At 38.4% G+C, this 19,284-nt stretch carries 26 protein-coding genes; 13 read left to right on the top strand and 13 right to left on the bottom strand.

The features are described from left to right. The first annotated feature begins 458 nt into the window (after positions 1–458). Both ACQ96U_RS23230 and ACQ96U_RS23225 read left to right on the top strand, forming a co-directional pair. Complete coding sequence (locus tag ACQ96U_RS23230; RefSeq protein ID WP_431723660.1) at positions 459–716, top strand: DUF1778 domain-containing protein; 258 nt, start codon at positions 459–461, stop codon at positions 714–716. Beyond that, positions 700–1,218 (top strand): hypothetical protein, encoded by a 519-nt coding sequence (locus ACQ96U_RS23225; RefSeq protein ID WP_431723659.1) that lies wholly within the window; start codon positions 700–702, stop codon positions 1,216–1,218. The genes ACQ96U_RS23230 and ACQ96U_RS23225 overlap by 17 nt, the downstream gene beginning before the upstream one ends. A 63-nt stretch (positions 1,219–1,281) precedes the next feature. On the opposite strand, the gene ACQ96U_RS23220 is transcribed toward ACQ96U_RS23225, so the two are convergent. Further along, positions 1,282–1,671 (bottom strand): DUF2195 family protein, encoded by a 390-nt coding sequence (locus ACQ96U_RS23220; protein WP_431723658.1) that lies wholly within the window; start codon positions 1,669–1,671, stop codon positions 1,282–1,284. A 61-nt stretch (positions 1,672–1,732) separates the two neighbouring features. Next, a complete protein-coding gene (locus ACQ96U_RS23215; protein ID WP_431723657.1) occupies positions 1,733–2,167 on the bottom strand; it encodes a hypothetical protein in 435 nt (144 codons plus the stop codon). 114 nt (positions 2,168–2,281) lie between these two features. Here ACQ96U_RS23215 and ACQ96U_RS23210 point away from each other — a divergent pair, with 114 nt between their 5' ends. The 6 genes from ACQ96U_RS23210 (at position 2,282) to ACQ96U_RS23185 (ending at position 5,551) form a co-directional block, all read left to right on the top strand. Beyond that, positions 2,282–2,686: a DUF7079 family protein gene (locus ACQ96U_RS23210; protein WP_431723656.1), complete on the top strand. Its 405-nt coding sequence runs from the start codon at positions 2,282–2,284 to the stop codon at positions 2,684–2,686. Then, on the top strand, positions 2,683–2,982 hold the full coding sequence (locus tag ACQ96U_RS23205) for a hypothetical protein (RefSeq protein WP_431723655.1): 300 nt from the start codon (positions 2,683–2,685) through the stop codon (positions 2,980–2,982). The genes ACQ96U_RS23210 and ACQ96U_RS23205 overlap by 4 nt, the downstream gene beginning before the upstream one ends. A 749-nt stretch (positions 2,983–3,731) precedes the next feature. Further along, positions 3,732–4,097: a hypothetical protein gene (locus ACQ96U_RS23200; RefSeq protein ID WP_431723654.1), complete on the top strand. Its 366-nt coding sequence runs from the start codon at positions 3,732–3,734 to the stop codon at positions 4,095–4,097. 122 nt (positions 4,098–4,219) lie between these two features. Next, positions 4,220–4,474, top strand: a complete 255-nt coding sequence (locus tag ACQ96U_RS23195) for an AbrB/MazE/SpoVT family DNA-binding domain-containing protein (protein WP_431723653.1) — start codon at positions 4,220–4,222, stop codon at positions 4,472–4,474. Further along, the gene (locus tag ACQ96U_RS23190; protein WP_431723652.1) at positions 4,474–4,806 is read left to right on the top strand and encodes a type II toxin-antitoxin system PemK/MazF family toxin; all 333 of its coding nucleotides are present in this window, start codon (positions 4,474–4,476) and stop codon (positions 4,804–4,806) included. Before ACQ96U_RS23195 ends, ACQ96U_RS23190 begins: the two co-directional genes overlap by 1 nt. A gap of 268 nt (positions 4,807–5,074) precedes the next feature. Continuing rightward, the gene (locus ACQ96U_RS23185; RefSeq protein WP_431723651.1) at positions 5,075–5,551 is read left to right on the top strand and encodes a hypothetical protein; all 477 of its coding nucleotides are present in this window, start codon (positions 5,075–5,077) and stop codon (positions 5,549–5,551) included. Between the two features lies 1 nt (position 5,552). Here ACQ96U_RS23185 and ACQ96U_RS23180 read toward each other — a convergent pair whose 3' ends face one another. The 4 genes from ACQ96U_RS23180 to ACQ96U_RS23165 form a co-directional block, all read right to left on the bottom strand. Next, a complete protein-coding gene (locus ACQ96U_RS23180; RefSeq protein WP_431723650.1) occupies positions 5,553–6,047 on the bottom strand; it encodes a hypothetical protein in 495 nt (164 codons plus the stop codon). Positions 6,048–6,204: 157 nt separating this feature from the next. Beyond that, positions 6,205–6,525 carry a helix-turn-helix domain-containing protein gene (locus tag ACQ96U_RS23175; RefSeq protein WP_431723649.1) on the bottom strand — a complete coding sequence of 107 codons (321 nt, stop codon included), beginning with the start codon at positions 6,523–6,525 and terminating at the stop codon, positions 6,205–6,207. Positions 6,526–6,539: 14 nt separating this feature from the next. Then, positions 6,540–6,884 carry a type II toxin-antitoxin system RelE/ParE family toxin gene (locus ACQ96U_RS23170; RefSeq protein ID WP_431723648.1) on the bottom strand — a complete coding sequence of 115 codons (345 nt, stop codon included), beginning with the start codon at positions 6,882–6,884 and terminating at the stop codon, positions 6,540–6,542. 57 nt (positions 6,885–6,941) lie between these two features. After that, positions 6,942–7,187 (bottom strand): type II toxin-antitoxin system ParD family antitoxin, encoded by a 246-nt coding sequence (locus ACQ96U_RS23165; RefSeq protein ID WP_431723647.1) that lies wholly within the window; start codon positions 7,185–7,187, stop codon positions 6,942–6,944. A 130-nt stretch (positions 7,188–7,317) separates the two neighbouring features. On the opposite strand from ACQ96U_RS23165, the gene ACQ96U_RS23160 reads away from it, so the two are divergent. Next, positions 7,318–7,548 (top strand): WGR domain-containing protein, encoded by a 231-nt coding sequence (locus tag ACQ96U_RS23160; RefSeq protein WP_431723646.1) that lies wholly within the window; start codon positions 7,318–7,320, stop codon positions 7,546–7,548. Positions 7,549–7,554: 6 nt separating this feature from the next. On the opposite strand, the gene ACQ96U_RS23155 is transcribed toward ACQ96U_RS23160, so the two are convergent. Continuing rightward, the gene (locus tag ACQ96U_RS23155; RefSeq protein ID WP_157365603.1) at positions 7,555–7,740 is read right to left on the bottom strand and encodes a hypothetical protein; all 186 of its coding nucleotides are present in this window, start codon (positions 7,738–7,740) and stop codon (positions 7,555–7,557) included. A 65-nt stretch (positions 7,741–7,805) separates the two neighbouring features. Between ACQ96U_RS23155 and ACQ96U_RS23150 the strand changes: the two genes are divergently transcribed. Continuing rightward, positions 7,806–8,042, top strand: coding sequence for a type II toxin-antitoxin system Phd/YefM family antitoxin (locus ACQ96U_RS23150; RefSeq protein WP_431723645.1), 237 nt, complete (start codon positions 7,806–7,808; stop codon positions 8,040–8,042). A 137-nt stretch (positions 8,043–8,179) separates the two neighbouring features. Here ACQ96U_RS23150 and ACQ96U_RS23145 read toward each other — a convergent pair whose 3' ends face one another. Then, entirely contained in the window at positions 8,180–9,460 is a 1,281-nt protein-coding gene (locus ACQ96U_RS23145; RefSeq protein ID WP_431723644.1) for a cysteine dioxygenase, read from the bottom strand. A 721-nt stretch (positions 9,461–10,181) separates the two neighbouring features. Between ACQ96U_RS23145 and ACQ96U_RS23140 the strand changes: the two genes are divergently transcribed. Further along, positions 10,182–10,601 (top strand): hypothetical protein, encoded by a 420-nt coding sequence (locus ACQ96U_RS23140; RefSeq protein ID WP_431723643.1) that lies wholly within the window; start codon positions 10,182–10,184, stop codon positions 10,599–10,601. 493 nt (positions 10,602–11,094) lie between these two features. Here ACQ96U_RS23140 and ACQ96U_RS23135 read toward each other — a convergent pair whose 3' ends face one another. Next, positions 11,095–11,568 carry a hypothetical protein gene (locus ACQ96U_RS23135; protein WP_431723642.1) on the bottom strand — a complete coding sequence of 158 codons (474 nt, stop codon included), beginning with the start codon at positions 11,566–11,568 and terminating at the stop codon, positions 11,095–11,097. Positions 11,569–12,059: 491 nt separating this feature from the next. Here ACQ96U_RS23135 and ACQ96U_RS23130 point away from each other — a divergent pair, with 491 nt between their 5' ends. Both ACQ96U_RS23130 and ACQ96U_RS23125 read left to right on the top strand, forming a co-directional pair. After that, the gene (locus ACQ96U_RS23130) at positions 12,060–15,443 is read left to right on the top strand and encodes a hypothetical protein (protein WP_431723641.1); all 3,384 of its coding nucleotides are present in this window, start codon (positions 12,060–12,062) and stop codon (positions 15,441–15,443) included. Positions 15,444–15,697: 254 nt separating this feature from the next. Beyond that, the gene (locus ACQ96U_RS23125) at positions 15,698–16,717 is read left to right on the top strand and encodes a DUF4214 domain-containing protein (RefSeq protein ID WP_431723640.1); all 1,020 of its coding nucleotides are present in this window, start codon (positions 15,698–15,700) and stop codon (positions 16,715–16,717) included. 371 nt (positions 16,718–17,088) lie between these two features. Here ACQ96U_RS23125 and ACQ96U_RS23120 read toward each other — a convergent pair whose 3' ends face one another. From ACQ96U_RS23120 to ACQ96U_RS23105, 4 genes are all read right to left on the bottom strand, one after another. Then, entirely contained in the window at positions 17,089–17,424 is a 336-nt protein-coding gene (locus ACQ96U_RS23120) for a hypothetical protein (RefSeq protein WP_431723639.1), read from the bottom strand. Positions 17,425–17,535: 111 nt separating this feature from the next. After that, positions 17,536–18,024, bottom strand: a complete 489-nt coding sequence (locus ACQ96U_RS23115) for a hypothetical protein (RefSeq protein ID WP_431723638.1) — start codon at positions 18,022–18,024, stop codon at positions 17,536–17,538. Positions 18,025–18,323: 299 nt separating this feature from the next. Then, positions 18,324–18,545, bottom strand: coding sequence for a hypothetical protein (locus tag ACQ96U_RS23110; protein WP_431723637.1), 222 nt, complete (start codon positions 18,543–18,545; stop codon positions 18,324–18,326). A 133-nt stretch (positions 18,546–18,678) separates the two neighbouring features. After that, positions 18,679–19,089 carry a hypothetical protein gene (locus tag ACQ96U_RS23105; RefSeq protein ID WP_431723636.1) on the bottom strand — a complete coding sequence of 137 codons (411 nt, stop codon included), beginning with the start codon at positions 19,087–19,089 and terminating at the stop codon, positions 18,679–18,681. Positions 19,090–19,284: the final 195 nt, after the last annotated feature.

The raw sequence follows: 19,284 nt of genomic DNA, 5'->3' as shown, positions 1-19,284 counted from the left end.
CAGTGCTAGTTCGGTCCTCAATATTTTAATATATGGCGCTGTCCATTTTAACAAGACAGCGCCTAGCATGTTGGCTTGTATTGTTCTTCGATTAAGACTGTTTTCATTTTTTTATTATCTCCTTGTGTGCCCTTAGCACTCCTTCCCCAACCGAAATACAAAACTCCCTTGAAAAAATTTCCGGTAATCATAGTTATCGGCTATTTTTGGTGTGGAATGATAATATACTATCAAAAACGGTAATACGTATTACTAAGTGAGAAAAATCTAATATAGTGAAAAATGAGACCCAATCGGCTACAGGCCGACAATAGAAATAGTTTGAGCGTGCTGGCGATTGAAATATGTATGCCAGAGTGACACACGCAATTTTGTGTGCCATAATGACATACATAAAGACAAGAGGAATCAGCATAATGGCTACTCAACCCAATTCTGAGCGCAAAGAAACGCGCTTGGTGGCGCGTGTCTCCACCGATATACAAGAAATGATTCAGCGCGCGGCGGACTATTCTGGGGCTACACTCTCACAGTTTTTGATTGAATCAGCACTGGAAAAAGCCCGTGATGTACTGGCACAAACCGAAACATTACAGCTCTCCAAGGCTGGCGCTGAGGCACTGGTTGCGGCACTGGAGAACCCACCTGAACCGAACCATAAACTGGTTGCAGCGGCCCAGCGCTACAGGGATTCAGTGAATGTCGATAATCATTGAAGAGCTGACGCCCACACATGATCGAAAAGCGTTTGATTGTGGCGTGAATGCGTTGAATCAGTTTCTACAGCGACAAGCACGGCAGAAGGCGGCCAAACAGATCTCAAAAACCTATGTGGCTTGTCTCAGCGCAGAGCCAACCACGATTCTCGGTTATCACACCCTGACTGGGTACTCGGTGACAACGCCGCCTGACCATAAAGATTATAAAAAATATCCTCATCCACTGAATGCGGTAAAGTTGGCACGGCTTGCGGTCGATTACACTCAACAAGGGCAGAGGTTAGGCGAGCGGTTATTAGTAGACGCTATCTACCGGACAGTTTTGGTGGCAGAACAAATATCGGCGATTGGATTGTTTGTGGATCCAATGACACCTCAGGTAGTGCCTTTTTATCAGCAGTATGGTTTTTTACCTGCCGATCCTGGTGATTCATCACGACTGGAAATGTGGCTACCCATTAAAACCTGTATAGCCATAGCAGCTACAGCCTGTGAATAAGCATTGAATGGATTGTTTATGGACTGATAAAGGGTGTACACCTTTGCTGAGGATTGAGCAGAATTAATCAGGGTTTTTACAGCTTATATCTAAGATATAACGATCATAACTGCCATATGAAGCATCAGCGTTGATTAAAAAGGTAAACTTGTCGTGTAATGAGGAGAAATGGGTATATAAAAGCTCATATTGTTGCTGATCTTTTTCTACAGCCACATGATAGGTCAGTAATGCGGACTTACACCCACAGTCCCCAGTAGCTTTGTTTACTTTCCAGTTTGTATCAAGAAAGAGTTTTCCCTCTACAACCCTAGTTTTTTCGGGAATAATCGAAATACACTTGTTAATATCATTATTGATTTTGACTTTAGATTCTTTCTTTGCGGCTTCTGAACTATACACCAGTGAGCAGCTGAGCAGTAAAACTGTGGTTGAAGTAAAGCTACGGAACATATGTTTTCCAGTTAGATAAAGTGTGCCTCGACTCCTGAGAGCGAGGCGTAATAGCCAAACGTTATGAGTCTGGGTGCAAAGCATCCAACAATTTAAGTGCATCAAACCTTAACTGTTTCAATACTTCGATTGACTTAAGCTTTTCCTGAGCAGCTTTGGGTAGTTTGTTGAAGCGAGCTTGATATTTAAATTTATGAGAGTTAGAAGTACGTAAGACATCTTCTGCTTGTTGTATTTTCTCAACTTTACCCTTTTCTACTTCAATGCCTAAGCGTTTAAGATCTTCATAAAGATCCTTAGCGGTAGTTGCTGCTAGCAATGCTTCTGCTACTGTACTACCAATACACGATTCTTGGTTCTTAACAGTAATATACTGTAGTCCGTAGCCAAGTTGTTGCTTAGTTATGCCTTCAGGTAGTTGATCCTTTACCTTACTAGCTTCAATCTCTTTTAGTTTAAGGGGGCATTTTTCCATACTTAAGTTTTCTAGCGACATTCTCCAAACCCCTTTGAACCTGAGGTTATCTATTGATGAACAGTCTTTACTTCAAAGTTTTCTAATCCACTACTTTACCTATTAAGTAAAACGAGTACCTTGCATTGTGGCTCAATGTCTAAAGGTTTTGGAGTAAGAATAGTGACAACTGATGAGCTATATACTGCCTGGCTTGTAATATCAGATCTTTTCCTCGATACAGAGCTGAAAAGCTCTGATATCAAATTTATAGCACGCAGGCTGGCTGAAACGCCTTTTAGTGAGGAGCAGCTTACAGCGTTTTATTTGTATGATATTGCACCTGTTTGTTACATCAATGCGTTTCCGCCTGGTGGAGAATGGGGTGGGTTTGATGAAGAATGGCTAGTTTCAAGTATTTTAAACAATCGAACCAAAAACCAGAAACTACAACGTTTTAAGTGCAAACTGTTTAAACGCTTTTATCTAATGGGTACGTATGAGGATTGGTTGAAGGTGCTTGAACACATAACAGAGTTAAGGAAAACACCTAGAGAATGATCGAACGCATTTTTAAACGTATATTGTTTTATAGTGGCTTTGCCCTTAATGGTTTCTGTTTTCTGGTTTCAATCCTTCCAACCAATAAATACGCATTGATTGATCCAAATACGATAACACCAGGTGATGCGGATACTATTTTTGTAGTAAAACTGTTTTCCTATATATTCTATGCCCTGTCAGCTTTGCTGTTTTGGGTGGCTGGCTCAATCTCAGTCAAAATGGAAAGAGTTATTACACGTAGCACTCTATTATTGCTTGTATTGTTGCACTTCATGGCTAGGTTTGCAGGGTAGTTAGGTGGCGGCTCTTGCTCAATTAGGGGGGGATGTCGAAGAGTATTGCGTTTGTCTATAGCTAGCTAATTATGATGACCTAAAACAAACTCTTGATAATAAGCCAACTCTAGCTTTTCTGTTTCAGTTAACTGTACATCCTCAAGGTCTTTCATACCCAAGGGAGAGTAAAAGTAAACTTTAAAAGAGGGTCGATACTTGATAAATACACTGTAATAACCAAACTCATCGTGCCTATAGATACCCACAAAGAGCCAAATTATCAAGGCTAATATAAGAGCAGTACAGGTAACTATTAGATTTTTTGATTTAAGGTATCTATTCATTCAATTTTATATACCACACATGTCCAAGAAAGTTATTATATTTATAGTGGTTTGCATTGCTGTTCTTTTAGCCTGGAAAACTTATCTCTTTAGCAATTTATGGTATCTGCTTACAGAGCCTATAAACACTATACCTAAAGAGTCCAGTATACTGACTTTCAGACCAATACAGATTAATGACGGATCAAGTAATTGGTGGGTGTATGGTGAAGATTGCAAAAACTACTACTACTTTACTTACAAGGAACCCAAACTCTACCAGCTTATATCTAAGGAAAATAGCTGTATAAACTTTGATCCAGTTAATATTGATACCTGGTGTGATGACTAACTCATTATTTATGGGGCTAAACACTAATGCAGTCAAAGCCTTTTTATACATTTTCACCTGGGGTTATAAATAAAGAAGAGATGAGCTTATTCATGCAAAAGCTAGCTCTTTGGGCTAATGGCAATGATCTTCTGATTATTTCCAGTATTGCTGAAGATGTTGAGTGCTTAAATGAAGTCGAACACCCTTCTTATCATTTATTCAATGGCGCAAACGTAACGTACTTTAAAAACCCTGATCAGTTTAACGATATTTCACGCCTCATTGATGAAAGGGAGCCCCTTTACTTCCTTAAATCTAGCGCAGGTTTTGAAAAAGAAATGGAGAAGGTCAGCAGGTGCATAACCCTTAAGCCAACCTATGCTCCAGATGATTACGTTCAACTCGACAAGTTAGTAGCTGAATACCAGCAAGTAATAAGTAACACTTTGCTCATATTTAAACTTCATTCGCTTTGATAGGTTTACTTTTCTCTTAACTGCAAACGCATGGAACATATACCAACCTCTTTAGTTTTACTATTGTAAAACTAATAGCGTAGGGTTATACTATTGTAAAACTCAAATACAAGGTAATCTTCATGGCTACATCAACAATTAGACAGTCAGGTAATGCAAATATAGTCAGTATTCCCAAGGCTGTACTTAGCTCTCTGGGGCTGAGCGTAGGGTCTGATGTTGAAATATCGATTGATGGTAATCGCTTAGTTTTAACACCTGTTCAGAAGGAAGAAACGCTAGAAGACTTGCTTGCAGGCAGTCCAAAAGAACGCTTGGCACTAACCGAAGAAGACCAGGAGTGGTTAGGAATGCATTCAGTTGGTAAGGAAGTCTAATGGTATATGTTCCTGATCAAGGAGATATAGTCTTAATTGACTTTGATCCAAGTAGCGGCAAAGAAATAATGAAAACACGGCCAGCTTTTGTGATTTCACGAAAAATGTTTAATGAACACACAAGCATGGCGGTTGTTGCGCCTATTACAAGTACTATTCGAAATGTCAAAATAGAAGTAATTTTACCCGAAAGCACTCAAACAAAAGGCTCAATTCTTGTTTATCAATTAAAGTCGCTTGACTTTGAAGCCAGAAATGTACGGTTAATAGAAAAAGCGCCTCAAAAGATTATTGAAAAAGTAATTTCAATAGCACAATTAATTACACAGTAAATTGTTTGGTGAACTATTCCGCCTCTCTGGCTACTTTCCTTAGTCATTTCACTCATCACGAGCCTTTTATTTTTGTTTAAGCTTGCAAATTGCTTTTTCTTTAATAGCCAAGTAATCGCTGGTTGAGTTTAGGTGTACTTGTCTTCCTTTTGGGCCACCACTTGGTTGATCATTGTTATCAATTTGCTGGGTAGTAGATCCCATGTAATCGCAATACACTTGTCAATATTGTTGTTGATTTTGACGTTAGGTTCTTTCTGAGCAGCTTTTGAACCATACACCAGCGCACGGCTTAGAAGTAGAGATAGCAACTCTTAGCTGTATTCCCTGTGACATTCTCCATTCTATCGGGCAAGGGTTTGCTATTCTTACAGAAGTACACATACAGAGTATGTTCATCATGGCTGAAGTCACTGGAAGTACAGAAATAACCTCAGAAGATCGTGAGTTTGCCAAAGAGATATTGAATCATGTATACAAAGGTACACTGACAGTTTCTTATGCAAATGACCAGCTTGTAGTTATTGCGGCAAAAATCGTATATGAAAGTGGTGAGTGTAGTAGCTCTATGAATATAGTTAATATTGTTTTTAGCCTATTTGCTAGCAATGTCCAAGGTAAAATTAATATGCTGAAGGTATTGCGAGAAGGTGGAAAAGCATTAAGACGAAATGGAAAGTTTTATTCGTCATGCATCAAGATGGTTACATCCAAGTATCGCTCTGAAGTGGAAATGAATCTTTAGCCTATTGATTCCGACGACGAATACTCTTAAAAATCTCCATAATATCTATTTCGCCTAAAACTGAAAAATCACCAAGGTATGGAGATTTCTCTACTGTTGTAAAAATGATGGCCTTATTTGTGGCACTATCGATGAGGTAAATCACCAGTCCTTCCTTTTTTAAAGTTATTATTTTGTGACTTTTTATTTTTTTTGCTGCCTCTGCTTGTTTTTTAAGGTAGTCAATGACCGTTACTTTTTCGCTGTTAGCTTCTTGGCTCACATCTTCATAGGCGGAAGTCCAGCCGAAATTTTTACTTTTGAAAAAGATGCTTCCCCCGTTACTCCCACTTCTTCCCCTGAGAAATTCAGCATTCTCAAGATCAATTGGGAAATCAGCTAGCCAACCTGGAAAAATGATCACTGGGATCGTGTTTGGCTGTTTCGCCGTGACATGACTACAACCGACTAACCATAAACTAAGGAAGAGAAAAGTAAAGTAATTCTTTTTGGACATCTAGCTAAATGCCTCATTCTTGGCTAAAACGTGTTCTACCCAATATAGCTTGAAATGAGTATTAACGATAACTGTGCCATGTTCCGCGTGGAACATTTTGTGGAACATGCATTAACTCAATATTATCAAAATAAGCTGCAAGATTTATAACCATGTTTTACTGAGCATGGTTGTCATACTGATTAATAATTACTGCAGACCCATCAGGGAAGCGTGCAACAACCTCAAGCTCACCACCCAAGGCTTTTAAATAGCTACGTAGCGTTGACAGGTAAACATCAGAGTTGTTGTTTTCTTGCTTGGCTACATTAGGCTGAGAAACATTTAAGGCTTTCGCTAAGTCTTCTTGCTTTACATTTTTAGACTGACGAAGCTCTGCTAATGTCATCTCTGTAAGAATCTCAGCCGCTTTTGCGGTTGCTTGGGCTTGTACCTCTGGTGAAACTTTTTCTAGTAATTCTGATAGTGGTTTAGCCATTGTAAATCCTCCAATTAGCGCAAGCTGTCCAAATGTTTCAAAAATTCTCTTTCCGCGATGGGTATCATTTTTTTATAAAATCGTTTATCGCCTGTCTTATCTCCACCGCATAACAGAACTGCTTGCCGCTCTGGATCAAAGGCAAAAAATACACGGTACGGTCTGCCTTGATGCTGTGTTCTTAACTCTTTCAGGTTTTTAACACGTTTAGAGCCTTCCAGGGTATCAGCATAAGGTCGGCTTAGTTCAGGCCCCTTCATTTCAAGTAGTTTGATTACCGTTAAAACTGAGACCTGTTCAGTTTCACTAAGCGCTAAAAACCATTGATCAAACTCATCGACTGTAACAACCTTCCACATCAGCCTATCATCATTAATGTTAGTACATTATAACTCCAAGGTTATATAACTTTGAAGTTATTTTAGGTTGAACCTATCAAGAATGGATTGCATGTCATAATCAACAGTGTTACCTGCTTCAGCTTCAGCAACACCCTCTGCAACAAGCTTTCTTAGCGCATCAAGTTTGGCTTCTTGTTCTTCGAGCAATCTTAAACCAGCCCGAATAACCTCGCTGGCAGAGCCAAATCGACCATTTTTTAGTTGTTCTGCAATAAAGCCATCAAAGTGATCTCCTAAAGAGATGCTTGTGTTCTTTGCCATGACCGTGTACCAATTAATACCAAATATTGGTAATATGTTAACATGGCTAGGGTTATTTGAGTAGTTGTTACTGTGCCGAAGGATTTGGGCTGCTATGCTACATTTGGTATGGATGAGCAGGTGAGATTTCATGATTCTATTGCACAAAATTGATCAGCAACGGAATGAAAACAAGTACTATAGCTTGCACATTCAACCTGATCTCTTTGGACAATGGGCTTTAATGCGTTACTGGGGACGCATTGGTAAAAATGGGCAGCTAAAAATAGATACTTTTAGTACTCTTGAAGAAGCACAGCAGCTTTTTAACGATTTAAAGAAAAATAAAATTAAAAAAGGGTATTTTTTAGTCATGGATTAAGGCGGACTACTCCGCCCCTCTAGCGACTTTCTTAGCCATTTCACGCATGGCTAGCTGCTTATTTTTATTTAACCCTGCAAATTGCTTTTTCTTTAATAGCCAAGTAATCGCTAGTTGAGCTTTGGTGTACTTGTCTTCCTTTTGGGCCACCACTTGGTTGACCATTGATATCAATTTGCTGGGCAGCAGCAACCCTCTCCTTGTTGCGATGTATATGGACCTAATAGACTGGCTCGTGAATCAACGAGGATCATCACATGTATAACGAAACTGGTCCCTACGAAGCAAAATCAAAACGCCTTGAATTAGTGCGCCGGGTAGAGTCTGGTGAATCCTTCACCATTACTAACCAAGGGAAAGCTATTGTCGAATTACTACCCGCAGATCATCAGAAACAGAAGGTGAAAAACGCCATCGCCAATATCAAGCAAATGAAACTACATGTGATATCGGATGAGTTAGTTAATGCACTAAAAATGGATGGCCGTAAGTAGCGAGTGATTTTGTCTTAGATAATTAGGTCGTCACATGCTGGCAACTACAGAAGATACGCACTAACTGTATTATCTTCCGCGTGGAACGTTTATTAAACAGCCATCCGCCCTCGAAGGGCGGAGTGTTATGTGCAGAATTAACGCCACCATTCTTTTGGTCTTACATTGCCCGACCACTCTGAACGCATTAACGCTTTGAACTCAGGAAACTCCATATCACTGTCTGGGTAATAATGCCCAATACCTGTACCTTCGTTATCAATATAATCAAAATACTCATAATGACTTCTATTACTTTGATTATAAAGATAACACTGTATTGTCATACAGGTAGGGCCATTCTCATTGATGTTCTTCAATTGATGGATTTGATTCAACCCAGGTGATATCCATGTTACATCATCTTTCACCAAGATTTTTTGTGCGAATGGTTGCTTATGATAAATAGACAGCATTGAATAAAGGTTAACGCCTATTTCACCATGTAATACACGAATAATCGCATTGGCACCTGCATGGTTATGAATGGGAGAGTAATGCCCTGCAGGCCAAATTTCTAGGACATAGGGAATGCCTGGGCTCCAGCCTTGGTTTACACCTAATGTAATTCTTAGGTAAGTTGCTTTGATGTCTCCCTCTCCGCCAAACTCGCTCTTTTTTTCCTCAAGCTTTTTGTAGCACCACCCATTAGGGTTACGAATACTTGCTTCAATAGCATCGGTAAAATCAGGAAAGTCAGGCGTATTAAGTACAAAACTTTTTCCAACAACATTTGAATACAACTCTTGGCACTCTTGAGATAGCGCGTTTGGTACCACAGCCCGATATTCTGCCGCGTCCATCATCGTGAACTTATCTGTTGGTAACACAATAAGCGGAGGGTCAACGGTGACAGGATCTTTCCACACCGTCACTTCTGAAGGGGTGCTGACGTTGTACTTTGATAAATCATTCATCCAAAACTTTGAGGGTTCGCCGCCATCATCAGGAAAAACATACTCAAGCAGTGTAGTCAGACTACGCATCTCCCCTTTTCCATAGTGAATAGCGCGGTTTTGGCCAAAAAAGCTAAACCAGTAAGTCGCTTCTTTGTCTTCATCGAGGCCAATCGCTAAACCCGAGCGTTCATCCAATAGTGTTTCTGTGCCACCTTCAAGTTCATAGAGTTTTACGCCTTCCTCTAGTACGACTAAACGTATACCTTGCTCAAGGCTTTCATTCGTCACAACATCAATTGAAAATGGAGTGCGTTCTTTCAAGACGACAGAGACAACCCCCTGGCCATTAACGATGAGTGTGCCAAAGGAAGCGATTACGGTACGGTTTTGACTATCAGTATAAGCCTGCTGTTTATCACCATCTTGTAGTAATACTTTTTTTATTGGACTCTCTAATAACGTTTTTAAAGCCTCGTCCATGATAAGCTCCTCATCAAACCTTCTAAGTTGTATTTTTATTAAATGATTTGTCATGTACTGGCGGTGTAATAAATGAATAGTTGAGAATAATTTAAGGGTCAATAAGGATAGGAAAAAACCTAACAACAGGCTCGATAACACTAGATCTTTGATTTTTCTTGTAAGCCTAAAAATATTATTTTTGTAACATCTCTGCAATACAGCTCATAGGCTAATCTCTACTCAAGAACTGCACAGTTTTAAAGTATTGGAAAATGTCCTCTTATCACAATTTTCACCTAATCACTGCTCTTATCAGGCTTAAGACAGATACGGTATTTAGTATTACTTTATACTAAAAGTGATACTATCTTACGCGAAAATCGTCAAAATAGCCGATAACAACGGTTATCGGAACTTTTTCCAGGACAGTTTTGGTATTTGGAGTAAAGCTGGAGCCCTAGGGGTACTTGAAATTTGATTTTAACGTAAAGTAAACGAATAAATAATTAATCAAAAAATTCATTAGCATTAAAAGGTTACTAGTTCACTATAAATATATATTTATAATAAGTGCAGACTTAACCAATGATAGATTTTTTATTAAAAAATTATGTATATTCTTTATTTATTTTTTCTGGAGTCATATCCGTATTAATTGTGCTAGGTTTTGCTAAAGTTTGGAAAAAATAATTGTGCCTTGGTGGGAAAATTATAGCCTCTGAATTTTAAGGAATGTAAAATGACTTTTGAGACATACTACAAGGCATTTCCAACTGCTGATATCCCTGATCAGCATGAGCTTGTATCTTGGATAAATGATTGCTTGAAATTGAACTACACCAAAATCGAAGATTTTCGATCAGGAGCAGCATATTGCCAGTTAATGGATATTCTCTATGTAAATTGTGTTCCAATGAAAAGGGTTAATTTTCAAGCAAAAGAGACATTCGAATTCGTGAGCAACTGGAAGGTTCTTTTGGAATCCTTCAAAAAAGCAGGAATTGACAAATCAATCCCCGTCGATAGGTTAATCACTGGCAAATTTACAGAAAACTTAGCGTTTTGCGTATGGTTTAAAAACTTTTTTGACACAGAGTATGGGGGTCAAGGGTATAATCCTGTCGCTACTCGTAACACTGGAACTTCCCAAGTGGAGTAAACCAAATGTGTTTTCCATCATTCTGCTCTGCCTCGCGCAAATTTTTCTCCAGTAATTATCTCCGCCATGGTTGCAGGCCAATCGATTGAAACTATAAACAGTTAGGCATAAAGAAGGTTTTACAGAACTCCCTTTATGCCTATTGCTCCCTCGCCTCTGGTAAGTTTTTTGTATCTTTTAAAGTTTACTCAAAGAAATAAAAATACCTGCATTACCCACCTATGCTTGAGTAATATTATCTGATTACCACACCTTCCAAGATTTTAACGTGTACTCTGGCTTTGGTAGGACCAAGATATATACAGTCTTTGGACTAGCGTTAGGCCATAAAATAACCTCTGAGAGTTATTGTTCATATACTTCTATTTTTACTTTAATCACTTTGATTCAAAGCCCTAGGACTGGTGCATGTATTGCTCAAAGTCCTTGCATTTACCACGCTCTAAGTGAGTTTGAAAAATAGTAGGATTAAGGGTCATTTGACCCTTAAATTTTAGAAACAAACAATAACTGGGTATCTGTTTTTACCAGAACCAACATTGTATAAAAATAACACTTGCTGAGACAGTTGTGCTTCGTTTTTCTCAGTTGTAACATTTGTCCATACTTGGAAAGTTACACGGTAAGTACCACGTAAGTTTTCAAACCCCAGCTTTTTACGGTACTTAAATGCCATCATTTGACAAAATGAGCTAACAACATCTGTACCCGCAGGTAGTAAATTATGAAAGTAGCGAAACTCTGGCATGTTAAGTATTTTCGTCATTTCGCTATCACTATTGTCGATTATACTCATAAAACTAGCCATGTATTTATCGTTAGTATCTGCAAACCATACTTCGTTATCATTACTTCCTATCTTGTCTTCTCCATCCCAATACTCAGGAAGCTGCAGCGAATCAAAGTATTCCCGTAGGGCATCAAAACCTGGATAGGTTAGATCGCTTAGTTTTTTTATGCATGACATACTTATAATTCCTTTTATAGTAAAAAGTAAATCTAACATTAAAAAATAGTTAAAGAATAACTATTGCATCTAAGTGAACTATTATGGCTACATCAATCTTAAAGGCATAACCTCTTGATTTACTTATATAATTTATAAATCTGTAGGTTAGAGTAGCTTCTTCAATAATAGTTGGCTTACTATTTATTTTCTGGAATGTAGACGTTTGAGGAAACGCTATCAGAGTAGTTCCTGTAAAGAATACCGTCAAAGTTATACGGTAATAAAATAATTCATGATAAAGAAATAGTACTTAAAATAATTATTTATGACTTTCTGCGCTTAATTTTAAGTTATTGACATGATTTATTAAATAAAGTTTGGTTATCTAATTTTGAAACAGCTAGAGTGTGTTAATAGCTCATCAATAAAGGGTTGCTATCTTTTAGTACTCACCCTTCATTTTTAGAAAAATGGTGGATTAAACATTCAATAGAAAAGGGATTTTTAATATGTACCAGTTTACTGAAGAAAAATACGACTCATCTTTAAAAGACTCTAAAGGAAGACTCCGTAGCAAAGGATATATTACGCGTAAAAGACGTTTAGAACAGTTGACTAAAACACAACAATCACTGTTTTTTAATATTTTAGAAGGAAATTTGTATCAAACTGAAGAGCTTAGAGGGGATAGTTGGGAGTTGGTTGGTAACCTACAATTTTTCGACAATACTGTTTACTTTTGTGATGATCCTCTTGCTAACGTACATTGGCATCCAATTGATAATAAAGTCCGATTCCTACTGGGTGAAAAAGGTGATCTTGGTGAAGGTGTTATTTGGTTTAGAGATCATAAGTTTGCATTTTCAGGATACTACCAAAAAAAAGGTATGGAGCATCCTGTAAAAATACGAGGGCGTATTCCTCAGATTAGTTACCATCTAAGCCGAAATGGAAAAGAGCAAATAACCATACAAAACAAATGGGAAAAAAACTTTTGCCTTGTCACAAATCTATCAATCCCTGGACATAAATTCTCTTATCAAAAGCTCAAGTATCAAACTCAGGATGCAATTTCTGGAGTTGTTGAGTTTAGTTTTTTTGATCATACCAGTGATGCTATATTTACAGGTACTTTACAAGCTGGCAACCATAAATTACAAGGAAAACTTAAATCAACAGCAAGTAATGGATATTTTAGTGGTCAACACTACTCAAAAATGGCCAAACTGAATAATGAAGAACGTTTTGTCAATCTAACATCTTACCCATCAAGTGAAACTAAGCTTGTTAGTTTATTTAATTTCAATAGTTTTCAATCACTTAGGGAAAATTCACGATCCACCAGTTTAGAACGTGTTCACGGAAGTGACACGGAGCTATTAAGTATTAACACCTTTGAACTTGAAGATAATGGTGAAGGAGAAAGTATTCCAGTAGACCAGGTTCAGGTGCTTGCCGGTGAGTATTATGAAAATAATTTAAAATATGCATTGAAAGAACTTGAATCAAACATCGATAATGAAAGTTACTTTGGTGAGGCTGTGAGACCGAAAGACGACGAAGAACTTAACCTATCTGAAGTTGAAAAAGTACTTGAAGACTACCACGATTTATATTTACAAATAGCACCTTTATATTGTGCCCAGCTGGTTTGTGACTCTTATCAGGATCAAAGTGAAGATGATAATGACGACCTGATAAAAGTACGTGGTTGGGATATGTGTAAAATTGCTAATGTTTACAAAGATCTTAAAAAATCAGACGAATATAAGCGTATGTTTGATAGGCTTTATGCCATTGCTTATACTGAGTATTTAGCAAATGAGCTTGGTATAGACTTTACGACTTATTTGGAGAATGCAGACTATTGGCAAAATCAATTAATAACATATTATGAGCAAGACTCTACCTTGGAAGAATTTGTTAACTCAGTAATTCTAGACAATGAGCTAACCGACCCCATGGTTGAAATAAAAAATATTGCTAATAAAATTCAACTATTAGGAAATGAAGAGAAAGCGCAAGAAATACAAAAAAATTACTTTTCTGCGACCCTACAAGCAATGGCTCGCGATGTGAAACTAAATGGAGAAGCAAGTGCTGCAGGCGATGGCGTACTGGATAGGGTAGACGCTGCTCAGCAGGTAATGATGGAGCTATTACAAAATGCCTCTCAAGAAACCAGAGAAGTAATGAAAACCTACAGCAATAGCGTAGGTGGTGACGAGAATATGGGCACAGCATTTATTGCTGATTTACGAGATATTTACAACCATTATCCAGATCGTGATTTAAATGTCATGGATGATTTTGTGAGGAGTTCATTAGTAGAAAAAAATAGTAGTGTTTTTAATAATAACATATCTACTGGTGTACTTGATAGTATGACATATGGTGTTAGCCTATCAAGTTTATTGTTTTCGCTGACTCGTGACAAAGATATCAATATACCAGAGTTAATCGGTTTCGGCGCAACAACCCTTGATGGTACTATTGGTCTTATAGAAGCTCAGTTGTCCACAAGACTCGCCGCCTTTTTAGCAAAAAAATCAGCAACTACCAAGTATACCTTTATGCAGCAAATCACCAATAGCTTATCGAAATGGGTTAAAAGTGGATTGCCAGAAGGTTCTATAGCCGGAAAAATTTTTGGTAGTAGTTTATCCAAGTTTGCGGTGAGGTTTACTGCTGTCACGGCTGTTATTGGACTCGCAATTTCAGCATATGATTTAGTACAGGCTATTATAAATAATGATCCTGTTGATATTATTCTGGGGTCCATAAATGCAGCCATAGGTTTAGGTGGTTGTGCTGTTGCTATTGGTGTAATGGCTGGAGCAGCATGGGCTGGACCAGTTGGTGTTGCAGTAGCAATAGTTGGATTTGTTGTGGCTCTCATTCAGTTCTTGATCAAACTATTTGAACCTAAACCACCAAAACCTGATCCTATTGGTGAATTTACAGATACATTTTTAAATAACTACATTTACCCTAGAAATCGTTACTCCTATGTGTTTATTGGTAATAGTAACGATGGTGGAATTCGTGTTTTAGAAGAAGAAAATGGAACGGTTTTACCAATAGAGAGTTTAAGTAACAAAGAAATAAAATACCCTGATGCATCAGTTTATTATAATGGGTATATTTATTGTTATGGCGTAACTGATAGCCATACTCCTTTTCGTTTTAGGGAGCAGGAACATAGTCAAGTTGAATCTATAACACTTCCTTATGGAGCAGGTGATTTTATCTCATGTTGTCTAATTGATAATACAGTTTATGCATTGGTTGATGATATTATTCATAAGGAGCTATATAGTTGGAATATTGACGATGAAAGTCCTGATTTGGAAGGATCTTATTTGGTAGAAGATAATAAGTACAATAAAATAACGCGGATTACCACTGATGGTGACAAGCTCTATTTAGCCGATAATACCTCAATTTATAGCCTTGATCCACGTGAATTGAATCAAGACACGCCTGTAGAGCCAGAGTTATTCTGTCAGTATATTGAAGAGGGGTTTGAATACTCGTGGGAATTTGTTTCAATTCAATATGACGATGGTTTCTTTTATGTGATAACCAATGAGAGTTTATTTCGGATTGACCCTAGTACGCCAAACCATCCAGAGGTAACTGAGATATTTACAGATAAAAACTGGAAAGGTGCAAGTTTCCGTATTAGACATGAAGATGATCGAAGTGTCTTAGTCAGTTGCTTAAGCGATGATAGTAAGTACATTCGCGTTGCAGCTTATAAAGATGAAGATAACAGTATGCGTGATGTGGTGTTTGGTTTAAACACAACAGTAAGACATGGATTTTGGACTTTTATGACTGAAGTCCATCGCCTTTTAGATCAAAATGAGCGATCAGTTTGTCAATCTTAGTTATGCTGTTTCAAAATGTTCGTATCCTCTCGGCAACTATGTGTGGATGATTTAAAAAATTTTTGTTTTCACGCATCTTCACCGAGAGTACACCAATATCATGTATTTTAAGGAGTTGTTGTAGGTAGCATTTGGCATTGGTATTATCCGCGCTCGGCTAACATCCCTTTATTATTTTGCTTGTATTCTGGCAAGCAGTAGAAAATGAGTGGCCGTAATAGAATCAATACCAATATTGTTGAGTAGACGTATATATGAAGAACTTACTGCTAGTTTTAGCGCTTATGCCAATGATGGCGTTTTCAGGTTACCCAGATCTGACGAAGACCTGGCCAAGCAATCGTATTGCTGTGTGTTTTGAAGAAATTAAGCCGGGTTTGATTGCTGGTGGACGGAATCTTTACCAAGAGGCTAGAGATGCGGTAACGAATTCTTGGCAGGCAAACTCTGGCCTAAGTTTTTATGGCTGGGGCAAATGTAGTGCGAATGCTCAAGGCATTCGTGTCCGAATTGTAAGTGATAGTCCTTTTCCAGATCAAGAAGACATTATCTTGATTGGTGACTCGCAAGTAAACGCATTGGGCTTTGATATTAATGGGAAGAAGGCTGGTCTTGAGCTTTACGTTGAGCGCCAATGTGCTGCCGAGAACGAAGATGGCTACGACCCGAAGACTTGTTGGAAATACGTCGTTATACATGAATTTGGTCATGCGCTTGGATTTGCGCATGAGCATAATCGATCTGAAAAACACTGCTCTGATAAAGTAGAGCAAGGACCTGATGGTAGTATTTATTTTGGTGACTACGATAGAACGTCTGTAATGAACTATTGCAGTAGCAAATCAAGACGAACCGTTTCGCTCAGTGCTGGTGACAAGCGAATGGTAAGCTGGATTTATCGATCTTATCCATTTACTAACCAAAATATCATTGATAATTATTACTACCGCTTTACTGGGAAGTTTCCGAGTGTAAACGATAGTGGTTACGTCTACTGGCAGGGTGAGCTGGCATCTCGTGGTTGCAATGAAAATACCTTAAGAGACATTATTTGGACTTTTGTGAATCATGGATACACCTTGGATGATAATAAAGCTCGATTTGTAAGCGCTATGTATCAGGCTGCGTTTAATCGCGACCTTACCGCGAAGGAAAAAGATGATCCATATTGGGTTAAAGAAATGATTAAGGGTGCTACGCGAGCTGATGTCGCTTATGCCCTGTTACACTCTGAAGAATTCACCCAAGTCTCTCAGAAAATTTGCGGGCAGTAGACTTACACCGGTTACTTGAAAAAACCACCGCTTAGCGGCACTACTGTCCCACAGTTGTGTCGCTAAATGTGTCCCCTCGGGAGCAGATGTTACTTGAATTTTCTGCTTCTAGGCATTTCCTTAGGGAACATAACATTCTAACAGGGTTGTTGTAAGAACTCCTAACCCATTATATTAACCCTCCGCTCAAAAAAATAGCCGATAACCCTGCTTACCGGCTATTTTCAGGCTGGATTATTCTTACTCAAGGACGGATGGATCAAAATTCATTATCCCAACGGATTAATTAAATGAACCGCCCTGTGCGGTCCCGCATGCAGGGTGGTGTGGGGAGAGCTGGGGAGATACCAGCTCTTACCCGATTATGTATTTTATGCACTCTCTGATGGTTCAGGAGTACAAGTCCAGTGTTTGACCCCATCAGGCAACCAATAAAAATCATCAGTTTCTATGTTCTTTGACATATTTCTGCTTTGGCTTTCTGGGCTCCACCCATGGGATACAGCCCACTTGATAGAATCAGCTATATTCTTGGGACGTATCTTTTCACCAAACGCAAATGAATCAATGAATAAATAACCTGATCTGCCAGTCTGACCAACGGTGAAGACATCATCACTACAAAAGATACAGCAAGCATCGTAGTGCCAAAGATACTCAATCTCATCCACTACTATTTTTCTTGTTCCTCGTTTAGGCCATGCCATTTAGATTCCCATTAATACATAACGGCTGAGTTCAGGAGGCACCGAGCAAAGCCGAGGAGACTGGGGCAGAGCCCTAAGCGGTCCCCGCTGCAACAAAGGGTTAGTTTTCACTTATAGATAAACTAAGCCAAGTGAGCCAATTTTACATTCCATTGAAAAATGCCTTCCATTTAAATTTTTTTTAAATAGATAATGTGCGATGTTAATTGTAATCTTGCCTTTCTTTGTTATTAATACTACTTCACGCCACCTTTCTTGTCCTGTGCCCCTTCCGGGTTTTGTCTTTATCACATTACCTGAAAGGCTTATATTATAGGATTTTCCCGCATATTTATTGAAAGCTAATACACAAGGAGCAGAAATAACTAAGCAAAGGAAAAGAATCAAGCACTTATCGACGCAATAGCTCCATAAGTTGGAGTAGTCTTTTCTTCTGTGGACGAGGAATGAAACAGCCAGGAATGGCAATGTTAAATACTTAGCAGATATCAGAAAAGCTGAGTTGATTTGGAGTAACCTCTCACCCATCATGAAGGGTAATAGTGCAATCAATAATGTTAGCAAAACGGCATAGAATATGGTTGATATATTTGATTTCATGCACTGAAAACTAACGCTTGCCGAAATTGCGCCGGAGCGATAGCGTAGGCGTCAATTTGCGGCACTGGTTAGGCATTTCAGTAGCACCCAGGCATAAATGACGTATCAGTGGCATCAGAACCAACCTCTCCCTCAATTAAACTCAAAATTGCTTCACTAATTTCTATGAGCCTATAAGTTTCGACGTCACTAGCAAACTGCCCCAAAATACTCATTAAATTTAGAACATCTTTATTAAGCTGGTTGGGCGAATTCTTTAACTCGGATAGTAGTGAGTTTATTGCTTCAACAACAATTCGCTAACCGTTTTTTGTCGCGACCGCCTCGTTCAAACCATCGGGAACTGCACCACTAAAATATCCGCGAGATGCAATAAGCCATTGGTCCCTTATTTTGTGTTCATCTGAATTCTCCTCAGGTGAATCCTCTATATGTAGTGCGGCAAAACGCAGCCACAGCTCTAAAAGGCCATCTTTAAGCCAGAATCCTTTCTCATTGACTTGAACAAATGTCGTTCCCATGTTTATGCCTAACGCTCAATTAACCCGAAAACTTGAGTTTCCAGAAAGCTGAATAGAATGAATGAATTTATTTAAGTTTATTTTCATAATTAATTTTGAGCCAAGCTCCAGCTCGTCGGAGTTAAATTACTTGTTAGGTTCGCTCCTCATCAATAATTCCAGCATTTAGCAAAGCATCTTTAATAGCCAGTCGTCCAGCAACAAAATATGCTTTCGGACTTGAATCAACAGGATGGTATGATCCACCTACTACTCGAATCTGACTTTCCCATAGATACTTCTCACTACTGTCGCTAATTTCTCTTAGGAATGATTTAATACCCTCTAAAACCATATCAAATAGGTCAAGCGGGATTGTCTCTTCACTCACTTCCCACGAGAACCAGTTGTGTGAACTTTTGCTATTACTTGGTTCTATTATAATTTTCACATGGCCGTAACGTTCGGCACCAGGATTTTGGCGAATGAAATATCCAACACCTTTGATTTCCTTGTCAATTGACACGGGAGTTCCTTCACATTCCAATGCAATAATTACTTTCACTAAGTTTCCTAAGCTATATTCGTAGAACCTAACTATTAATGAACGTCACTCTGACGCAATATATTACGTCATATTGACGTATAACACTCTGATTAATTTTAATTGGTTCTCACTATTTGAGCCAGATTCATATCATGAATTTTAACTTATCTAATTGATAATAAAGAGTATTTAGGCATTGGCATCAATTTCTTT

Source organism: Zooshikella sp. RANM57 (genome assembly GCF_050749885.1).
In the GTDB taxonomy this organism is placed as follows: Bacteria; Pseudomonadota; Gammaproteobacteria; order Pseudomonadales; family Zooshikellaceae; genus Zooshikella.
Note: the sequence above shows the minus strand (reverse complement) of the source record. Positions and strands in the feature narration are given on the sequence as shown.